We start from the raw sequence: 17,102 nt of genomic DNA, 5'->3' as shown, positions 1-17,102 counted from the left end.
GCCGCCCTCCGCTTTGCTGGAGGCAGGTCCCCGGGCCTGCTAAACTTGCCGGTCCGCCCACCGACCGGGCAGGATCCAGGCACTGCCTGGTCAACCTCCACGACAAATTGACAGAAGAATTCGACCCCGCTCCCCTTGCGGACGAGCATGACTCCGGCTCCTTCGAGAGCTACTTCCGCGATCCTTCGCAAGCCGCCGAAGCGCCCCTGGCCTGGGGCCTGGGCCAGCGGCTGGACGTGCTGGACGCGCTGCGCGGCCTGGTCTCCGGTGGCCAGGCTGCTGCGCGCCTGCGCATCTGGATGTTTCTCGAACTGGCGGCGCAGCCGCAGGGCCGCCTGCAGCGCGAGGACCTGAACCAGCTGTTCTACGCCCTGAAGCCCGAGGCCATGGAAGCCGCCCTGAAGCGCCTGCGCGATCTGGGCCTGCTGGTCTGGGACGCCACCGGCCAGGATTACCAGCTCTCGCCCATTGCCCAGCAGGTGCAAGCCCTGCTGGCCCCGCTCACGCGCGCCGTCGGCGAGGATGACGAGATGGCCGCGCTGCTGGCGCAAGTGGCCGGTGCCCAGGCACTGGGCCTGTCCGACGCCAGCCAGATCCGCCACCTGCATGCGCAATTGGCGCGCCTGCACGACCAGTTCGCCGATGCCATTGCCAGCGGTTCGGAAGCCTTGCTGCGCCAGGCCCAGCCGCGATTCGAACGCGCCCTGAAGCTGGTCAATCGCGCCGGTGAAGCGCTGACCGCCCTGATCCGCAGCGAACATGCCGACGCCCGCCTGGAACGCGAAGCGCGTGCGCTCGGCAACGGCCAGGCGCGCCTGCTGACCATGGCCAGCCAGTTCACCCGCGCCCTGCAGCAGGCCGACCGCCAGCGCGTCACCCTCGGCAGCACCGGCGTGACCAGCTCGGACGTGCGGCGCTGGCTGCAATCGCATGCTGACTTGTCTTCGCTGATGGGGGAGGCGCTGTCCATCGGTGTGAAGCCGGTCTTCGTCAGCGGCCACGAATTGCTGGATGTGGCCGAAGGCGAATTCGAGCGCGACCGTCCCGATACCCAGCGCCAGCAAGGCTTGCCGCCTCCGGCCCAGGCCGTGGAAGGCAAGATCGAAGCGCTGCGCATGCCGGTCGAGCTGGGCGAACTGATTGAACAACTGACACGCCTGGGGGCCCTGCCGGAAGGCGAGGACGCCACCGAATTGCAACCGCAGCCACTGACCTCGGTGGTACTGGGCGGCAGCTTCGGCAAGGCCGCGTATCGCCTGCAATTGCTGCCGCTGCTGGGGGACGCCCAGGCGCGCACCCTGCAAGGGCAGACCGGCGACCTGGCGCGCCTGCCTTGGCAAGCCGGCTTCCTGCCGCGTGTCGACAAAGTCGATGACCCCGATGTCGCCGCCATGAGCGCCGGGGCCGTCCATCCAGATCCATCCCGGGAAAGACCGAATGAGTGAGACCCTAGACGAGGCCGGCCTGTTGGCCGCCGAACTGCTGGCGCGCCGCTGGCTGCCCCGCAAGCACCCGCGCGTGCGCCGCGCCCTGATTGATGCCGACCTGTGGCAAGCCCTGCAGGACCGCCTGGCCCAGGTTGGCCTGCGTCTGGTGGACAACATCCACGCCGATCACATCAGCGTGGCGCTGGTGCGCCCGGCCGAATCGGCCGTTTTCGGTGAGGCCGGCATGAATGCCAACAACAACCTTGACCTGCCGCGCGATGCCATCTCGCTGCTGGTGGTGCTGTGGGCGCTGATCGTGCTGCCCAAGCGCGAACGCCAGTCGGCGCGCGCCGCCGGTGACGATGCCCAGCAGCAGGACGAGATGTTCCACACCGACAAGCCCATGCCGACCGCCGCCGAGGTCAGCCCGGTGGTGTCCTACACGGCGCTGCTGGCCGACTTCGGCAACCAGCTCGGCAAGAAGACGCGCATGGATACCAACCTGCGCCGCCTGGAAGCCCACGGCTTCATCGTGCGCCGGGGCGTCGACATCGCCGAAGGCCCCTTGCTGGATCTGCTGCTGGACTACGATGCCCTGGCGCCGCGCATCCTCGATGGCGCCTTGGGCGACGTGCTGGCACGCGCCACGGCACGCGACGAAGCGGGCACTGCGCCAGAGGCGCAGGCTGATGCCGACGCTGCTGCCGATGAATCATCCGAAGAGGGAGACGCCTGATGTTCCACCTGCAATCGCTGGAACTGCTGCAGTGGGATTATTGCCAGCGCCTGACGCTGCCCCTGGACGGTTCCATCATCACCATCGCCGGCCCCAACGGGTCCGGCAAGACCACGCTGCTGGACGCCATGCGTACCCTGCTGGGCCTGGATTGCTCGGGCGGGCGCAGCTACAAGACCTACGCCCGCCACGCCAACGCCGACACCACCTGGCTGCGCGCCACGGTGGACAACCGTCCGCATGGCCGCCAGACCTCCACCCGTCCGTTCGCGCGCAACCTGCTCTATGCCGATCAGGTCACGCTGGCCTGCCGCATCGAGCGCAACGGCGGTGACTGGCAGCGCCGCTACTGCATGAGCGATGGCGACGTCGCCATCGAAACCCTGGCGCAATTGCCCGAAAAGGATTGGCTGGGCCTGGACCACTGGCGCAAGCGCCTGGAAGGCGCCGGCCTGTCGCGCGCGATTGCGCGCGTGCTGGCGCTGGAGCAGGGCCAGACCGACCGCCTGTGCGAATTCTCGCCCAAGGAATTGCTGCGCCTGGTGTTCGAAGTGTTCGGCGACCAGGAAGTGCTGGACCGTTACGAAGAAGCCCGTCGCCATCAACGTGACCTGGCCGCCGAGGTGACCCTGGCCGAACAGGAACTGGCCTACAGCGAAGCGCAACTGGCGCAGCTGGACAGCCGCGTCACGCTGTATCGCACCTATCAGGGCAAGCTGCGCGAGCGCGAGACGCTGGCCACCGAAGTCATTCCGGTCTTGCGCTGGCACGAAGAGCGCCAAGGCACGGCCACGCGCCTGCGCGAACTGCATCGCCAGCGCCTGCATCACAATCACCTGCGCCGCCAGCGCAGCAGCGATACCTTGCAGCTGTCGTCCCTGCTGACGCAGCAACAGGCGGCACGCGAGAAGGTGACTGCGCTGGAACGCGACAAGGCGGAAGCCCAGCAAGCCCAGCAAAAGGCGCGCGATGCCGAGAAGCCGGTGGAAGAACTGGTCAAGCAGGCCGATGAACTGCTGGCCCTGTCCGCGGTGGAAGGCGATGCCACGCAATTGCTGGCCCGCGTGGAAGAACTGGAACAGCAGAAGAGCACGCTGCACGATCGCTGGCGTGACCTGGAGCAGCAACGCAAGGACGCCAGCGGCGCGCTGGACCGCCTGACCGGACAACGCCAGGCCCCGCGCCCGAATGACGTGCAGCAATTCACGCGGGCCTTGCGCCAGGCCGGCATCGCCCATCACCTGCTGGCCGATGTGATCGAGATTGCGGACGACCAGTGGCGTGCCGCCGCCGAAGGCGTCTTGCGCGCCTCGTGCTGGGTGGTGGTGCTGGATGATCCCAAGGATGAAGCCGCCGCCATGGCGCTGGCCGAGCGTGAGCGCTATCGCCATTACGTGGTCTCCGATGCCGCCACGGCGACCTCGCAGCCGCCCGCAGAAAGCCTGTTGGCGGTGTTGCGCTTCTCGGCCAAAGCTCCGTCCTGGCTGCTGCGCCAACTGGCGCAGATCCGCCGCGTGGCCGATACGGTCGAAGGCGCAAGCAGTGGTGGCGAATGGATCACGCCGCAAGCCTACTGGCGCGATGGCCGGGGCGGGCGCAGCGTGTGGCGCGATCCGGGCGATTACCAGTTCGGTGCGGCCGCCATGGCCGCGCGCCAGGCCTCGATCCAGAAGCGCCTGGCCACGCTGGACGAACAGTTGACCGACATCGTCCTGAAGCAAAGCGAAGTCAAGCGCCAGCTCGACGCCGCCAAAAAAGCCACCGAGGGCCACCTCGCAGCAGAGGCGCTGGCGAAGCGAAGTGAAGAGTTCGAACAGGCGCGCCGTCAGTTGCCCGCACTGAAGGCCGCGCGCGTGGCGGCGAGTGAACGTTGGAGTCAGTTTGATGCCCAGTACGCGGACGCCATCGAACAGCGCACCATCCTCGATGGCAAGCTCGATGCTCTGCAGCGCCGCCTGCGCGATAGCGAAGGCGATCTTGCGGGGCAGGAGCGTGACTGGCGCGTGCGTCACGATGAGCAGCGCGCCCGTGCGCTGGCCTCGCGTGCGCAGAAGGGCCGCTTCCCTGCGCACTGGATTGCGACTGCGACGGTGCAGGCGCTCTACGAGAAATACAGCAACGCCAAGCAGGCCGAGCTGCGCATGGCCTCCGTCGAAAACGAACTGGAAACCGGCCACTGGGAAAAGGATGGCACGGTCGAAGACAAGCACCTCATCATGCAGGGCACGGTCGGCAACCAGCGCAACGAACTGGATTCGCGCAAGATCAGCAATCACCAGGCCGAGGAAGCCGTCGGCAATGCGCGTGAACGCTACATCGACGTGTTGCGCGCGACGGTACGCCGCTATCGCAAGAACATCGTCGACCTTGGTGCCCTGGCCGGGGTGGTGGTCAGCGCCGATCTGCCGCATCTGGACAATGACGACACCATCCTGCGCCAGGCTGAACTGAAGGTCAGCTTCAACTTCGACGGCAAGGGCGAGATCGGCCTGAACGATGGCGAAGCGTCCGGTGGCCAGCAGGTCATCAAGTCGCTGATCCTGCTGGTGGGGCTGTTGAAGGATGACGACATGCCGGGCGGTTTCGTCTTCATCGACGAACCCTTTGCCCACCTCGATGTGCGCAACATCCAGCTGGTCGGCAACTTCCTGAAATCGACCCGCGCGCAATACGTGCTGACCACGCCGATCACGCACAACGTCGAAGTCTTCGAGCCGGCCGACATTACGCTGGTCACCTCGAAGAAACCGCGCGAGGCCCGCTGGGCGCCGCCCATCGGCGTGCTGCAGCGGCGCTTGCGGCTGGATGCCTGAACGCGGTCAGGCACTGGCAGGGAAAACGAAAGAAGGCCGGCGTCATGCCGGCTTTCTTGTCAGCGCATCTCGCGAATGATCCGCGTCTGCGGTGGCAGGAATTCCTCCGGCACCTCCGGCACATCGGCTTCCAGCAACTGATAGGCCACCGATTCGCACCAGTGAATGCCGCGCGCCAGGGCCAGCGGCCGCGAAGAGTAGCGGCCCGGCAGGGAACGTTTGGGGAAGAGTTTGCCGATGGTGCTATGACGGATTTCCACGCCACTGACGAACCATTGTGCGTCATTGGCCGCACACCAGACCAGAAAGGTGAACGGGGAAGATTCGGCGGTAATTTCGTAACAGGAGACCATGTGAGTGCGTTGATCAGACACTATCAAAAATTCACATGGCCGCCATTATAGTGGCCTCCTGCAAAGCTCACACAAGCGCTCCCCGTTCACCCCTTGCCGGGGCTCCCGCTCTCAGGCCGCTTCGGTCAGGAACTGCACCACCGCCTGCGAGAAGGCGCGTGGCTGTTGCTGGTTGGAGATGTGGGCCGCATCAAATTCCACATACAGCGCACCCGGAATGGTGGCACGCATGAACTGCGCATCGGCCGGTGGCGTCGGCACGTCGCCGCTGCCGGCAATCACCAGCGTGGGCGCGCGGATGCCCGCAATCGCTTCCCGCAGATCATTGTCGCGCACCGCTGCGCAAGCGCCTGCATAGCCCTCCGCCGGCGTGGCCAGCAGCATGGCCGTCAATGCCTGCACCTGCTCCGGATGCTGTTCGGCATACTCGGGCGTGAGCCAGCGTGAAACGACCGCAGCGGCAATGGCCGACAGGCCATCACGCTGCACGGTCTCGATGCGGCTGTTCCAGGCCTCGGGCGTGCCGATCTTGGCACCGGTATTGCAGAGGATGAGCTTGGCCACGCGGTCCGGATGATGCACCGCCAGCCACATGAAGGTGCTGCCGCCCATGGAGAGACCGCAGAAATGCGCTTGCTTGATGTCGAGCTGGTCGAGCAGGGCGATGACGTCGCTGCCGAGTTGGGCAATCGTGTAAGGACCGGGCGTGACCTCGGACTGGCCGTGGCCGCGCGTGTCATAACGCAGCACGCGGAAATGCTTGCTCAGTTCGGGAATCTGCGGATCCCACATCGCCAGCGAAGTCCCCAGCGAATTGGACAGCACCAGCACCGGCAGGGCCGCGTCGCCGTCGAGCTGGTAATGCAGTTTGATTCCGTTCAGGGTTGCAAAGGGCATGAGTAAATCCTTGGCCCGCGCCACCGGACGGTGGTGACGGGCGTGTGTGAATCAAAAAGCGTCAGATACGCCGGGAATCAGCCAATCTGCGCGATGGCCGAGGGATGCTGGGTCAGCGGAGTGACCGAAATGGTCATGAAGGGATAGAGCGGCAGGGCCGACAGGATGTTGTGCAGCTCATCATTGCCGGAGACGTTGAAGATGCTCACGTTGGCATACTGCCCGACCACGCGCCACAGGTCGCGCCACTTGCCTTCGCGCTGCAGCTTCTGCGACATCTCCTTCTCGTCTTTCTTCAGCTGATCGGCCACGGCCTTGTCGAGCGTGGCGGGAATGTTGACCTGCATTTGAACCATGAACAGCATGATGTGTGCTCCGTTGTCGTTATGGGTGGAATGTCGTGCAGCGCGCGCCCTGGTCGCGATGGTGAACGCGGGGCGGGAAATCGTGATGTTCGATAAACGAACATAAATCCTTTGTTCGCACAAACGAGTGTAGGCGTCCGTGCGGGCAACTGTCAACTTGGGCAGACGGTTTGCTGCGCGTCAACTACGCGCAGGATGAGCGCTGAGGGCGCATCGTGATGGCCTCTCACTCGCGCCGTTCGGGATTCGGAAAACCGGTCGCCGGAAAGGAGCTGGTCTCGATATCCAGCCAGGCCGGGCGTTCGGCATACATGTCGGCCACCAGTTGCTTGATGGCCTCGATGTACCAGGCATTGTCGTTGATGCGATGCGTGAGGATGATGGGGGAGGTCGCGCGCGGATCGTCGATGAGCCGGTAATGCAGGTCATTGCGCAGCCGCGCCGAGGCCGGGATCAGGCACAGTCCGGATTCGGCCGCCACCAGGCCCAGCGCGGTCTGGATCTCGCGCACCTCGTGCACTTCAGCCGGGTGGATGTCCTGGTCATTGAGCAGGCTCAGGATGTGGTCGGCGAAACTGGGACGCGGCTCCTTGGGATAGACGATCAGCTTCTGCCCATGCACTTCCTTGAGGCTCACGCGCTGATGGCTGGCGGCCAGCGGGAAAGAGGGCGGGATGGCCAGCACCAGTTTTTCTTCGCGCAGGACGATGCGCGCCACCGTCGCATCATTGCTGCGGATGCGCCCGAAACCGACATCGATGCGCCCCGACTTGAGGGCGGCGAACTGCTGCATCGAGGTCAGCTCCAGCAACTGGATGTCCACCTCCGGATAGTGCTGGCGCAGCTTGCGCACCAGCACCGGCAGGCCGCCATAGAGCGTGGAGGCGACGAAGCCGATGGACAGCGTCTGGCGCTGGTTCAGGCCGATCTGCTGGGTGGCGTTCTTCAACTGCTCCAGCCGGTTGAGAATCTGCAGCGCCTGCTCGTAAAACACCCGGCCGGCTTCAGTCAGGCGCAGCGGGCGGCTGTTGCGCAGGATCAGCTGCACGCCCAGTTCTTCTTCCAGCAGCTGGATCTGGCGCGACAGTGGCGGCTGCGCAATGTGCAGCTGTTCCGAGGCGCGCGTGAAGTTGCGCGTATTGGCCACGGCCACGAAGTATTTCAGTTGTCTGATGTCCATGGCCGAAAATCATATCTCACAGAAACTAATGATGTCTAATCCTTTGATTTTTATAGGAGCCTTTATAAACTATATAAAAAAGGTATGAAACTAGACGAATTTGGTGTTGGCAATGGCAGGGCTTCCGGGTGTTCAATGCAGTCCATGGATACCCCACAACACCTTCACGCTGCGGCCCCGGCCCTGATCGACCGGGTCGAGACCTTCCTGGTCGATCTGCCGACCATCCGTCCCCATCAATTGTCGATGGCGACGATGAACGGGCAGACCCTGATGCTGGTGCGCCTGTACTGCTCCGACGGTACCGTCGGCGTGGGCGAGGGCACCACCATCGGTGGCCTGGCCTATGGTGCCGAATCACCCGAGGGCATGAAGCTGGCCATCGATACCTACTTCGCGCCGCTGCTGCTGGGCGCCGATGCCAGCCTGATCCCGGCCATCATGGCGCGCCTGAACAAGGCCATCCAGGACAATCGTTTCGCCAAGTGCGCCATCGAGACGGCGCTCTTCGATGCCCTGGGCCAGCGCACCGGCCTGCCGGTCTCGCAACTGCTCGGCGGCCGCGCCCGCGAAAGCCTGCCGATCGCCTGGACCCTGGCCTCGGGCGACACCGCCAAGGACATCGACGAAGCCGAACGCATGCTGGCCGCGCGCCGCCACAAGATTTTCAAGCTCAAGATCGGCCGCCGCGAAGTCGAGGCCGATGTGGCCCACGTGGCCGCCATCAAGAAGGCCCTCGGTGATCGTGGCTCGGTGCGGGTGGATGTGAACATGGCCTGGAGCGAACTGGAAGCCCAGCGCGGCCTGGCCGGCCTGGTCGATGCCGGCTGCGAACTGGTGGAGCAGCCGGTGGCCTCGGCCCCGGCGCTGGCCCGCTTGAAGGGCAAGCACGCCATCGCCATCATGGCCGATGAATCGTTGACCGGTCCGGCCTCGGCCTTTGTGCTGGCGCGCATCGGCGGTGCGGATGTGTTTGCGATCAAGATCGAACAATCGGGTGGCCTGCGCGCCGCCCAGCAGGTGGCCGCCATCGGCGACGCGGCGGGTATCGAGCTCTACGGCGGCACCATGCTCGAAGGCGCCATCGGCACCATCGCCTCGGCCCATGCCTTTGCCACCTTCCGTGAATTGCAGTGGGGGACTGAGTTGTTCGGTCCGTTGCTGCTGACCGAAGAAATTCTGGCCGAGCCTTTGCAATACCAGGATTTCCAGTTGGCCATACCGAACCGCCCCGGACTGGGCATCGTGCTGGATGAAGAGCGTGTGCAATACTTCCGGCGCGACCGCAAGCAAGGGGCGACAGTGACAGCAGCGAGGCCGGCCACACTGGCCGGATAAAACAAAAAAGACGCACTTCCCCAATCTACAAATCCAAAAGGAGACTCAACATGGCAGCCAAGATTTTCAGCACCCCCGAAGTCCAGGACTTCCTGCGCCTGGCCAGCGGCCTCGACACCGAAGGCGGCAGCCCGCGCACCAAGCAGATCGTGCATCGCATCCTGTCCGACCTGTTCAAGACCATCGAAGACCTGGAGATCACCTCCGACGAATACTGGGCCGGCGTGGCCTATGTCAATCGCCTGGGCGCTGCCAGCGAAGCCGGCCTGCTCTCGCCGGGCCTGGGCCTGGACCGCTTCCTGGACATGCGCATGGATGCCGAAGACGCCGCACTGGGCATCACCGGCGGCACCCCGCGCACCATCGAAGGTCCGCTGTACGTGGCCGGTGCGCCGGTGGAGCAGGGCTTCGCGCGCCTGGACGATGGCAGCGACAAGAACGGCCAGACCATCATCATGCACGGCACTGTCTATGGCTCGGATGGCAAGCCCATGGCGGGCGCGCAGGTCGAAGTCTGGCATGCAAACACCAAAGGTTTCTATTCGCACTTCGACCCGACCGGTGAACAGAAGCCCTTCAACATGCGCCGCACCATCATCACCGATGCCCAGGGCCGCTACAAATTCCGCAGCATCATGCCGGCCGCCTACGGCTGTCCGCCGGCCGGCCCGACCCAGGGCCTGCTGAACCAGCTGGGCCGCCACGGCAACCGTCCGGCACACATCCACTTCTTCGTCACCGCCGATGGCCATCGCAAGCTGACCACGCAGATCAACATCGAAGGCGATCCGCTGATCTATGACGACTTCGCCTACGCCACCCGCGAAGGCCTGGTGCCGCCGCTGGTCGAGCGTACCGATGCGGCCAGCATCAAGGCCGAGGGACTGGAAGGCCCGTTCGCCGAGATCGTCTTCGACATCAACCTGACCTCGCTGGTCAACGGTGCCGACAACCAGGTCGTGGACCGTCCGCGCCTGGCCGCCTGATCGCCTGATCGTCCTGCGCCAGCCGCTGGCGCAGGCCAGCCTCATCCCCGCCGACTGCCTTGCCGCGATGGTTTTCCATCGCGACAGGCGGGCTGCACCCTGGAGAAAAGACATGACCACCCTTGCCGCCGACAAGTATGAAGAGGTCGAGCGCCTGCTCGACACCGCCCTGGACGAAGATCCCACCAACGGCATCTTCCGCTGCCGCCGCGACATCTTCACCAATGCCGACCTGTTCGAGCTGGAGATGAAGCACCTGTTCGAATCGAACTGGGTCTACCTCGCTCACGAGAGCCAGGTCCCCGAGATCAACGATTACTACAGCACCTGGATCGGCCGCCAGCCGGTGGTGGTCACCCGCGACAAGAACGGCGAGCTGCACGCGGTCATCAATGCCTGCGCCCACAAGGGGGCCATGCTGTGCCGTCGCAAGCACGGCAACAAGAGCAGTTTTACTTGCCCGTTCCACGGCTGGACTTTCTCCAACAGCGGCAAGCTGTTGAAGGTCAAGGACGAGAAGACCACCGAATATCCGGTCTCCTTCAACAAGAACGGCTCGCATGACCTGACCCGCGTGGCGCGTTTCCAGAACTATCGCGGCTTCCTCTTCGGCAGCCTCTCGGAAGACGTGCTGCCGCTGGAAGAGTATCTGGGCGAGACCCGCGTCATCATCGACCAGATCGTCGACCAGGCGCCCAATGGCCTGGAAGTCCTGCGCGGCAACTCCAGCTACCTGTATGACGGCAACTGGAAGATGCAGATGGAAAATGGTTGCGACGGTTACCATGTCAGCTCGGTGCACTGGAACTATGCCGCCACCATGAGCCGCCGCAAGGAAGGCGGCACCAAGGCCACCGATGCCAACAACTGGAGCAAGGCCGTGGCCGGCGTCTACGGTTTCGAGAACGGCCACATCCTCCTGTGGACCAATACGCTCAATCCGGAAGTGCGCCCGATCTGGAACCAGCGCGAGGAACTGGCCGCCCGCGTCGGCCAGGCACGCGCCGATACCATCGTGGCCCAGACCCGCAACCTGTGCCTCTATCCCAACGTGTTCCTGATGGACCAGTTCGGCACGCAGATCCGCGTGGCCCGTCCGATCAGCGTGAACCAGACCGAGATCAGCATCTTCTGCTTCGGCCCCAAGGGCGAGAGCGCCGAAGACCGCCGCGTGCGGATTCGCCAGTATGAGGATTTCTTCAATGTCTCCGGCATGGGCACCGCCGACGACCTGGAAGAATTCCGCGCCTGCCAGGCCGGCTATGCCGGATCTGCCGTGCGCTGGAACGATATGAGCCGGGGCGCGCCGCTGTGGAAGCAGGGCCCGGACGAGAATGCGAAGAAGATGGGCATGAACCCCAAACTGAGCGGTGAACGCAGCGAGGACGAAGGTCTCTTCGTCTGCCAGCACCACTACTGGACCGAGCAGATGCGCAAGGCCGTCAGCAAGGAACGTGCGGCCGCAGAGCAAGGAGCACAAGCATGAGCCAACCTGCCCAACTCGATGCAGTCTGCGCCTTTCTCTATCGCGAGGCGCGTTATCTCGACGAACGCCAGTGGGAATCCTGGCTGGAACTGTACGCCCCGGACGTCGAATACTGGATGCCGGCCTGGGACGATGACGACCAGCTCACCGAAGACCCGCAGCGCGAGATCTCGCTGATCTACTACGCCAACCGCGATGGACTGGAAGACCGCGTGTTCCGCATCAAGACCGAGCGCTCCAGCGCCTCCATGCCGGAGCCGCGCACCAGCCACATGATCGCCAACGTGGAGATCCTGGACGAGCACGACGATGTGGTGGAAGTGCGCTACAACTTCCATACGCTGTCGCACCGCTACAAGATCACCGACCAGTTCTTCGGTACCACCCTGGTCAGCTTGCGCAAGACCGAAGGCGGCTTCCAGATCGCCAGCAAGAAGATCGCCCTGAAGAACGACTACATCCGCCAGGTCATCGACGTCTATCACGTCTGACCAGCCCGCAGGAGACATGACATGAGCAGCTATCGCATCGCCCTCAATTTCGAAGACGGGGTGACCCGCATCATCCAGTGCGGTCCCAAGGAGAAAGTCCTGGACGCGGCGTTCCGCCAACGCATCAACCTGCCCATGGATTGCTCCGACGGCGTGTGCGGCACCTGCAAGTGCCGCGCCGAAAGCGGACAGTACGACCTGGGCGACGACTATATCGACGATGCGCTCAGCAGCGATGAAGCGGAACAAGGCCTGGTGCTGACCTGCCAGATGATCCCGCAATCCGATTGCGTGGTTGCCGTACCGGTGGCCTCTACCGCCTGCAAGACCGGCAGCGCGAAGTTCGGCGGCAAGGTAGCCGAGGTCACCGCCTTCGGTGAGGCAGCCTTCGAACTGGTGCTGGAGGTGGCGGCCGATGCACCGGCTTTCCTGCCGGGGCAATACGTCAACATCGCCGTGCCGGGTAGCGGCCAGCATCGTTCGTATTCGTTCAGTTCGCCCTCGGGAGCTACGCGCATGAGCTTCCTCATCAAGAACGTGCCGGGTGGCCTGATGAGCGGCTGGCTGGGCAAGGCCGCCACCGGTGATGCGCTGGAGATGACCGGTCCGCTGGGCAGCTTCTACCTGCGCCCGGTCAACAAGCCTGTGCTGATGCTGGCCGGTGGTACCGGGCTGGCGCCGTTCCTCGCGATGTTGGAGGAGATGGTGCAGCAGGGTGTGCAGCACGCGGTCCACCTGATCTACGGTGTGACCCGCGATCAGGATCTGGTGCTGGTGGAGCGTCTTGAAGATCTGGCGAAGCGTTTGCCCGGGTTCAGTTTCACCACCTGTGTGGCCGATGCCGCAACGAGCCATCCTTGTCAGGGGTACGTGACCCAGCACATGCCGGCCGAGGTGCTGCACGATGGCGCAGTCGATGTCTACCTGTGCGGTCCGCCGCCGATGGTGGAGGCGGTGCAGAAGCACTTCCAGGCACAGGGCATCGCCCCGGCCAGTTTCCATTACGAGAAGTTCGTCACCAGCCAGCCGGTGGCGGTGGCGGCATGAGCGCAGCGCTCCCCCGCGCACGCTTCGCCGGCAAGGTGGCCGTGGTCACCGGCGCCGCCCAGGGCATCCTGCGCGGCGTGGCGCTGGGCATCGCGGCTGAAGGTGGCCAGGTGCTGATGGTGGACCGCGCCGGCTTCATCCATGAAGTGGCGATGGAAGCGCCCGAAGGACGGGCCACAGGCTTCGTCGCCGACCTCGAAACCCATGACGGCGCGCAGGCCGCCATGGCCCGCGCCGTCGAACTGCATGGCCGTATCGACCTGCTGGTCAACGGCGTGGGCGGTGCCATTCGCATGCGTCCCTTCGCCGAATTCGAAGCCGATCAGATCGATGCCGAAATCCGCCGCTCGCTCATGCCCACGCTCTACGGCTGTCACGCTGTGCTGCCGCACATGTTGCGCGCGGGCCGGGGCACCATCGTCAACGTTTCCTCCAACGCTACGCGCGGCATTCGCCGGGTGCCGTATTCGGCGGCCAAGGGCGGCGTCAATGCCATGACCATGGCACTGGCCATGGAATACGGCGAGCAGGGCATCCGCGTGGTGGCCACCGCGCCCGGCGGTACGCAGGCGCCGCCGCGCCGCGTGCCGCGCAATGCGCAAGGCGACAGCGCGCATGAGCAGGCGTGGATGCAGGAGGCCGTGCAGCAGGTGACCGGCTCCACTTTCTTCAAACGCTATGCCACGCTGGAAGAGCAGATCGCACCCATCCTCTTCATGGCTTCCGACGAGGCCAGCTACATCACCGGGGCCGTATTGCCGGTCGCCGGTGGCGACAATGGCTGAGGCCTCTCAATCAACTTCCTTGAACGGAGACACCATGTCTGAACGCCAGGCCATCATTCCCGAGGGAATGGAAGACGTCTACGAAAAAATCGGTTATGCCCCCGGCGTATTGGTCGGCGATGTTCTCTACGTCTCCGGCCAGATCGGGCGCGGTCCCGACATGCAACTGGTGGAGCCGCGCGAAGCCCAGATCGTGCAGGCCTTCGAGAACCTCAAGCGGGTGCTGGAGAAGGCTGGCGGTACCCTGGACGACATCGTCGATCTCTCCACCTTCCATACCGACATGCGCGATTTGCCCTTGTTCATCAAGGTGCGCAACCGCTACCTGAACGCCTATCCGCTGCCGGCCTGGACGGCGATTGGCGCGCACATGCTCGGCGGTGCGCCGGGCTACATCATCGAGATCAAGGCGGTGGCGCATCTGCGCAAGAAGGGGCAGGCCTGACCCGCACAGGATTACTGCAAGAAAAACGCCGGGCATGACAAACACAAGAACACAAAACAACGCCAATCCCGCAAGACAAACGACAACGGAGGAGACCCATGAAGACCCAGGAAGTGAGCCAGATCATCGATGGCGCGCGTTTTACGCAATTCCACTGGATGGTGATGTGCCTGTGCGCATTGCTGCTGGTGTTCGACGGTTATGACCTGTTCATCTACGGCGCCGTGCTGCCGGTACTGATGAAGGAGTGGTCCCTGTCGCCGGTGCAGGCCGGCGCGCTGGGCAGCTATGCGCTGTTCGGCATGATGTTCGGTGCCTTCGTCTTCGGCCCGCTGGCCGACCGCATCGGCCGCAAGAAGGGCGTGGCGATCAGCTTCGTGCTCTTCAGCGTCTCCACTTTCCTGAGCGGCTTTTCCACTTCGCCCACGGAATTCGGCATCTATCGCTTCATGGCCGGCCTCGGTTGCGGCGGCCTCATGCCCAATGCCGTGGCGCTGATGAATGAATACGCGCCCAAGCGCCTGCGCAGTACCTTGGTGGCCATCATGTTCAGCGGCTACTCGCTGGGCGGCGTGCTGTGCGCGGGCCTGGGTATCTGGATGCTGCCCAACTTCGGCTGGCAATCGATGTTCTTTGCCGCGGCCGTACCGCTGGTGCTGCTGCCGGTGATCCTGTGGAAGCTGCCGGAATCGGTCGGCTTCCTGCTGCGTGCGGGCAAGCAGGAGCAGGCCCGTGCCATGCTGGCGCAGGTCGCGCCGCAAGCGGTGCTGGGTGCCGATGTGCAGCTGGTGCAGAGTGATGCCAAGGGCTCTGGCGCGCCGATGCTGGACTTGTTCAAGCAGGAGCGCACCCTCGGCACGCTGATGATCTGGATCGCCTTCTTCTGCTGCCTGCTGATGGTCTATGCGCTGGGTTCGTGGCTGCCCAAGCTGATGGCCAGCGCCGGTTACAGCCTGGGGTCGTCGCTGTCCTTCCTGCTGGCGCTCAACTTCGGCGGCGTGGTCGGCGCCATCGGCGGCGGCTGGCTGGGAGACCGCTTTACCTTGCCCAAGGTGGTGGTGAGTTTCTTCGCGGTCGGCACGGTGGCCATTGCGTTGCTCGGCTTCAACAGCCCGACCCCGGTGCTGTACCTGCTCATCATCGTGGCCGGTGCCACGACCATCGGCACGCAGATCCTGCTGTATGCCAATACGGCCCAGTTCTATCCGCTGGCGATCCGCTCCACGGGTCTCGGCTGGGCTTCCGGTGTGGGCCGCTCGGGCGCCATCGTCGGTCCCTTGCTGGGCGGTGCATTGATGGCGGCCGCGCTGCCGCTGAAGATGAATTTCCTGGTCTTCGCCGTGCCGGGACTGGTCGCTGCATTGGCCATCGGCATCTTCCTGCTGCGCTATCGTCATGGCCAGCGTGCCGTGGCAGCGGAGACTGCGCCGACCGTGACCGCCACGCCGATCTCGCGCAGCGTTTAAGATCGTAGCCGGTCAAGCCGGTCCGGCACCTGGCGGAGCGATCCACGGGTGCCGGACCTTTCGTGCGTTCGTGTAGTTGCATTTCGCAAGGAAGCTTCGATGGTTCAACGACAAGGCTCGCTCACTGCATGGGTGGCGGGTTTTCTGGCAGTCCTGATTTCTTATGCCGGTCCGCTGGTGATTTTCGTGCAGGCGGCCCATGCGGGCCAGGTGCCGCAATCACAACTGGTGTCCTGGGTGTGGGGCATCTCCATGGGTGCGGGCGTGAGCGGCCTGCTGCTGAGCTGGTGGTTCAGGATGCCCATCATCACGGCCTGGTCAGCACCGGGGACGGCGCTGCTGCTGAGCCTTTTTCCCGGAGTGGGCATGCCGGAAGTGGTGGGGGCCTACCTCATGGCGGCCGTGATCCTGATCGTCATCGGCGTGACCGGCTGCTTTGAAAAAATTCTCGCCTTCATCCCCAAGGGCATTGCGGCCGGCATGATGGCCGGCATCCTGTTTCAGTTCGGGGTGCAGGCCTTTCGCTCCAGCGTGGGTGCGCCGCTGATGGTGTTTGCCATGCTCGCCGCCTATCTCGCAGGCCGCCGCTGGTGGCCGCGCTATGGCATCGTGGTGGTGGCACTGACCGGGTTTGCGGTGGCCTTTGCCAGCGGCCGTACCGAGTTGAGTGCCCTGCATCTGGAACTGGCGCAGCCGGTCTTCATTGCCCCGCACTTCAGCATTGGCATGTTCTTCAGCCTGACGGTGCCGCTGGTATTGGTGAGCCTGACCGGCCAGTTCCTGCCGGGCATGGCGGTGCTGCAGCTGGCGGGCTACCATCCGCCCACGCGCGCCGTGGTCACCGGCACTGCGCTGGCCTCGCTGCTGACGGCCTGCTTCGGCGGCATCACCATCGTGCTGGCGGCCATCACGGCCGCGCTCTGTACCGGCAAGGATGCGCATCCGGAACCGGGCCGGCGCTATATCGCCGGTATTGCCAATGGCGTGTTCTATCTCATCGGCGGCACCTTTGCGGCGTCCATCGTGACGCTGTTTGCCGCCTTTCCCAAGGAACTGATCGCGGCCCTGGCCGGGCTGGCACTGATCGGTGCCATCGTGTCCAACATCCGCCTCATGAGCGAGGACGGCAGCCATGCCGAGCCTGCCGTCATCACCTTCCTCGCTACTGTGTCCGGCATGACCCTGTTCGGACTGGGCGCGGCCTTCTGGGGCGTGGTCATCGGCATGGCCGCGCACTGGCTGATCGGCCGTCCCGCCCAGAAAAAATGAAAAACATGGAGACCCCCC

Annotated in this window: 16 protein-coding genes; 12 read left to right on the top strand and 4 right to left on the bottom strand. The window is 64.4% G+C overall.

Annotated features, from left to right (window positions below; genetic code table 11):
- Positions 1 to 107: 107 nt before the first annotated feature.
- From J2X56_RS14115 to J2X56_RS14105, 3 genes are read left to right on the top strand one after another with little or no spacing between them, the layout of a single operon-like run.
- Complete coding sequence (locus tag J2X56_RS14115) at positions 108 to 1,445, top strand: hypothetical protein (protein WP_134134651.1); 1,338 nt, start codon at positions 108 to 110, stop codon at positions 1,443 to 1,445.
- Positions 1,438 to 2,163, top strand: coding sequence for a hypothetical protein (locus tag J2X56_RS14110; RefSeq protein ID WP_134134653.1), 726 nt, complete (start codon positions 1,438 to 1,440; stop codon positions 2,161 to 2,163). The genes J2X56_RS14115 and J2X56_RS14110 overlap by 8 nt, the downstream gene beginning before the upstream one ends.
- Entirely contained in the window at positions 2,163 to 4,976 is a 2,814-nt protein-coding gene (locus tag J2X56_RS14105) for an ATP-binding protein (protein WP_134134655.1), read from the top strand. The genes J2X56_RS14110 and J2X56_RS14105 overlap by 1 nt, the downstream gene beginning before the upstream one ends.
- A 59-nt stretch (positions 4,977 to 5,035) precedes the next feature.
- Here the strand turns inward: J2X56_RS14105 and J2X56_RS14100 are convergent, their stop codons facing one another.
- The 4 genes from J2X56_RS14100 to J2X56_RS14085 all read right to left on the bottom strand — a co-directional run bounded on the left by J2X56_RS14100 (position 5,036) and on the right by J2X56_RS14085 (position 7,771).
- Positions 5,036 to 5,329 (bottom strand): hypothetical protein, encoded by a 294-nt coding sequence (locus J2X56_RS14100; protein WP_134134656.1) that lies wholly within the window; start codon positions 5,327 to 5,329, stop codon positions 5,036 to 5,038.
- 111 nt (positions 5,330 to 5,440) lie between these two features.
- Complete coding sequence (pcaD, locus tag J2X56_RS14095) at positions 5,441 to 6,226, bottom strand: 3-oxoadipate enol-lactonase (RefSeq protein ID WP_310160642.1); 786 nt, start codon at positions 6,224 to 6,226, stop codon at positions 5,441 to 5,443.
- A gap of 77 nt (positions 6,227 to 6,303) precedes the next feature.
- On the bottom strand, positions 6,304 to 6,591 hold the full coding sequence (gene catC, locus J2X56_RS14090) for a muconolactone Delta-isomerase (protein WP_013233325.1): 288 nt from the start codon (positions 6,589 to 6,591) through the stop codon (positions 6,304 to 6,306).
- Positions 6,592 to 6,817: 226 nt separating this feature from the next.
- Positions 6,818 to 7,771 carry a LysR family transcriptional regulator gene (locus tag J2X56_RS14085; RefSeq protein WP_039788858.1) on the bottom strand — a complete coding sequence of 318 codons (954 nt, stop codon included), beginning with the start codon at positions 7,769 to 7,771 and terminating at the stop codon, positions 6,818 to 6,820.
- Positions 7,772 to 7,915: 144 nt separating this feature from the next.
- On the opposite strand from J2X56_RS14085, the gene J2X56_RS14080 reads away from it, so the two are divergent.
- The 9 genes from J2X56_RS14080 (at position 7,916) to J2X56_RS14040 (ending at position 17,084) form a co-directional block, all read left to right on the top strand.
- A complete protein-coding gene (locus tag J2X56_RS14080; RefSeq protein ID WP_310160641.1) occupies positions 7,916 to 9,109 on the top strand; it encodes a muconate/chloromuconate family cycloisomerase in 1,194 nt (397 codons plus the stop codon).
- A 50-nt stretch (positions 9,110 to 9,159) separates the two neighbouring features.
- Positions 9,160 to 10,095, top strand: a complete 936-nt coding sequence (gene catA / locus J2X56_RS14075) for a catechol 1,2-dioxygenase (RefSeq protein WP_121038026.1) — start codon at positions 9,160 to 9,162, stop codon at positions 10,093 to 10,095.
- A gap of 112 nt (positions 10,096 to 10,207) precedes the next feature.
- A complete protein-coding gene (locus J2X56_RS14070) occupies positions 10,208 to 11,581 on the top strand; it encodes a Rieske 2Fe-2S domain-containing protein (protein ID WP_134134661.1) in 1,374 nt (457 codons plus the stop codon).
- Positions 11,578 to 12,072, top strand: coding sequence for a benzoate 1,2-dioxygenase small subunit (gene benB / locus J2X56_RS14065; RefSeq protein WP_039788851.1), 495 nt, complete (start codon positions 11,578 to 11,580; stop codon positions 12,070 to 12,072). The genes J2X56_RS14070 and benB overlap by 4 nt, the downstream gene beginning before the upstream one ends.
- A gap of 21 nt (positions 12,073 to 12,093) precedes the next feature.
- Positions 12,094 to 13,119, top strand: a complete 1,026-nt coding sequence (gene benC, locus J2X56_RS14060; RefSeq protein ID WP_310160640.1) for a benzoate 1,2-dioxygenase electron transfer component BenC — start codon at positions 12,094 to 12,096, stop codon at positions 13,117 to 13,119.
- Positions 13,116 to 13,904 carry a benzoate diol dehydrogenase BenD gene (gene benD, locus J2X56_RS14055; protein ID WP_134134667.1) on the top strand — a complete coding sequence of 263 codons (789 nt, stop codon included), beginning with the start codon at positions 13,116 to 13,118 and terminating at the stop codon, positions 13,902 to 13,904. Before benC ends, benD begins: the two co-directional genes overlap by 4 nt.
- Positions 13,905 to 13,938: 34 nt before the next feature.
- Entirely contained in the window at positions 13,939 to 14,349 is a 411-nt protein-coding gene (locus J2X56_RS14050; RefSeq protein WP_039788846.1) for a RidA family protein, read from the top strand.
- A 98-nt stretch (positions 14,350 to 14,447) separates the two neighbouring features.
- Positions 14,448 to 15,815, top strand: coding sequence for an MFS transporter (locus tag J2X56_RS14045; RefSeq protein WP_134134669.1), 1,368 nt, complete (start codon positions 14,448 to 14,450; stop codon positions 15,813 to 15,815).
- A gap of 48 nt (positions 15,816 to 15,863) precedes the next feature.
- On the top strand, positions 15,864 to 17,084 hold the full coding sequence (locus tag J2X56_RS14040) for a benzoate/H(+) symporter BenE family transporter (RefSeq protein WP_310160639.1): 1,221 nt from the start codon (positions 15,864 to 15,866) through the stop codon (positions 17,082 to 17,084).
- Positions 17,085 to 17,102 lie beyond the last annotated feature (18 nt).

It is taken from the genome of Herbaspirillum sp. 1173 (assembly GCF_031455335.1).
GTDB lineage: Bacteria > Pseudomonadota > Gammaproteobacteria > Burkholderiales > Burkholderiaceae_D > Herbaspirillum > Herbaspirillum huttiense.
Note: the sequence above shows the minus strand (reverse complement) of the source record. Positions and strands in the feature narration are given on the sequence as shown.

Excerpts from the sequence above, each read along its gene's own strand:
- J2X56_RS14110 (WP_134134653.1), top strand. The coding sequence starts at position 1,438 with ATGAGTGAGACCCTAGACGAGGCCGGCCTGTTGGCCGCCGAACTGCTG.
- J2X56_RS14105 (WP_134134655.1), top strand. The coding sequence starts at position 2,163 with ATGTTCCACCTGCAATCGCTGGAACTGCTGCAGTGGGATTATTGCCAG.
- J2X56_RS14100 (WP_134134656.1), bottom strand. The coding sequence starts at position 5,329 with ATGGTCTCCTGTTACGAAATTACCGCCGAATCTTCCCCGTTCACCTTT.
- pcaD (WP_310160642.1), bottom strand. The coding sequence starts at position 6,226 with ATGCCCTTTGCAACCCTGAACGGAATCAAACTGCATTACCAGCTCGAC.
- catC (WP_013233325.1), bottom strand. The coding sequence starts at position 6,591 with ATGCTGTTCATGGTTCAAATGCAGGTCAACATTCCCGCCACGCTCGAC.
- J2X56_RS14085 (WP_039788858.1), bottom strand. The coding sequence starts at position 7,771 with ATGGACATCAGACAACTGAAATACTTCGTGGCCGTGGCCAATACGCGC.
- J2X56_RS14080 (WP_310160641.1), top strand. The coding sequence starts at position 7,916 with ATGGATACCCCACAACACCTTCACGCTGCGGCCCCGGCCCTGATCGAC.
- catA (WP_121038026.1), top strand. The coding sequence starts at position 9,160 with ATGGCAGCCAAGATTTTCAGCACCCCCGAAGTCCAGGACTTCCTGCGC.
- J2X56_RS14070 (WP_134134661.1), top strand. The coding sequence starts at position 10,208 with ATGACCACCCTTGCCGCCGACAAGTATGAAGAGGTCGAGCGCCTGCTC.
- benB (WP_039788851.1), top strand. The coding sequence starts at position 11,578 with ATGAGCCAACCTGCCCAACTCGATGCAGTCTGCGCCTTTCTCTATCGC.
- benC (WP_310160640.1), top strand. The coding sequence starts at position 12,094 with ATGAGCAGCTATCGCATCGCCCTCAATTTCGAAGACGGGGTGACCCGC.
- benD (WP_134134667.1), top strand. The coding sequence starts at position 13,116 with ATGAGCGCAGCGCTCCCCCGCGCACGCTTCGCCGGCAAGGTGGCCGTG.
- J2X56_RS14050 (WP_039788846.1), top strand. The coding sequence starts at position 13,939 with ATGTCTGAACGCCAGGCCATCATTCCCGAGGGAATGGAAGACGTCTAC.
- J2X56_RS14045 (WP_134134669.1), top strand. The coding sequence starts at position 14,448 with ATGAAGACCCAGGAAGTGAGCCAGATCATCGATGGCGCGCGTTTTACG.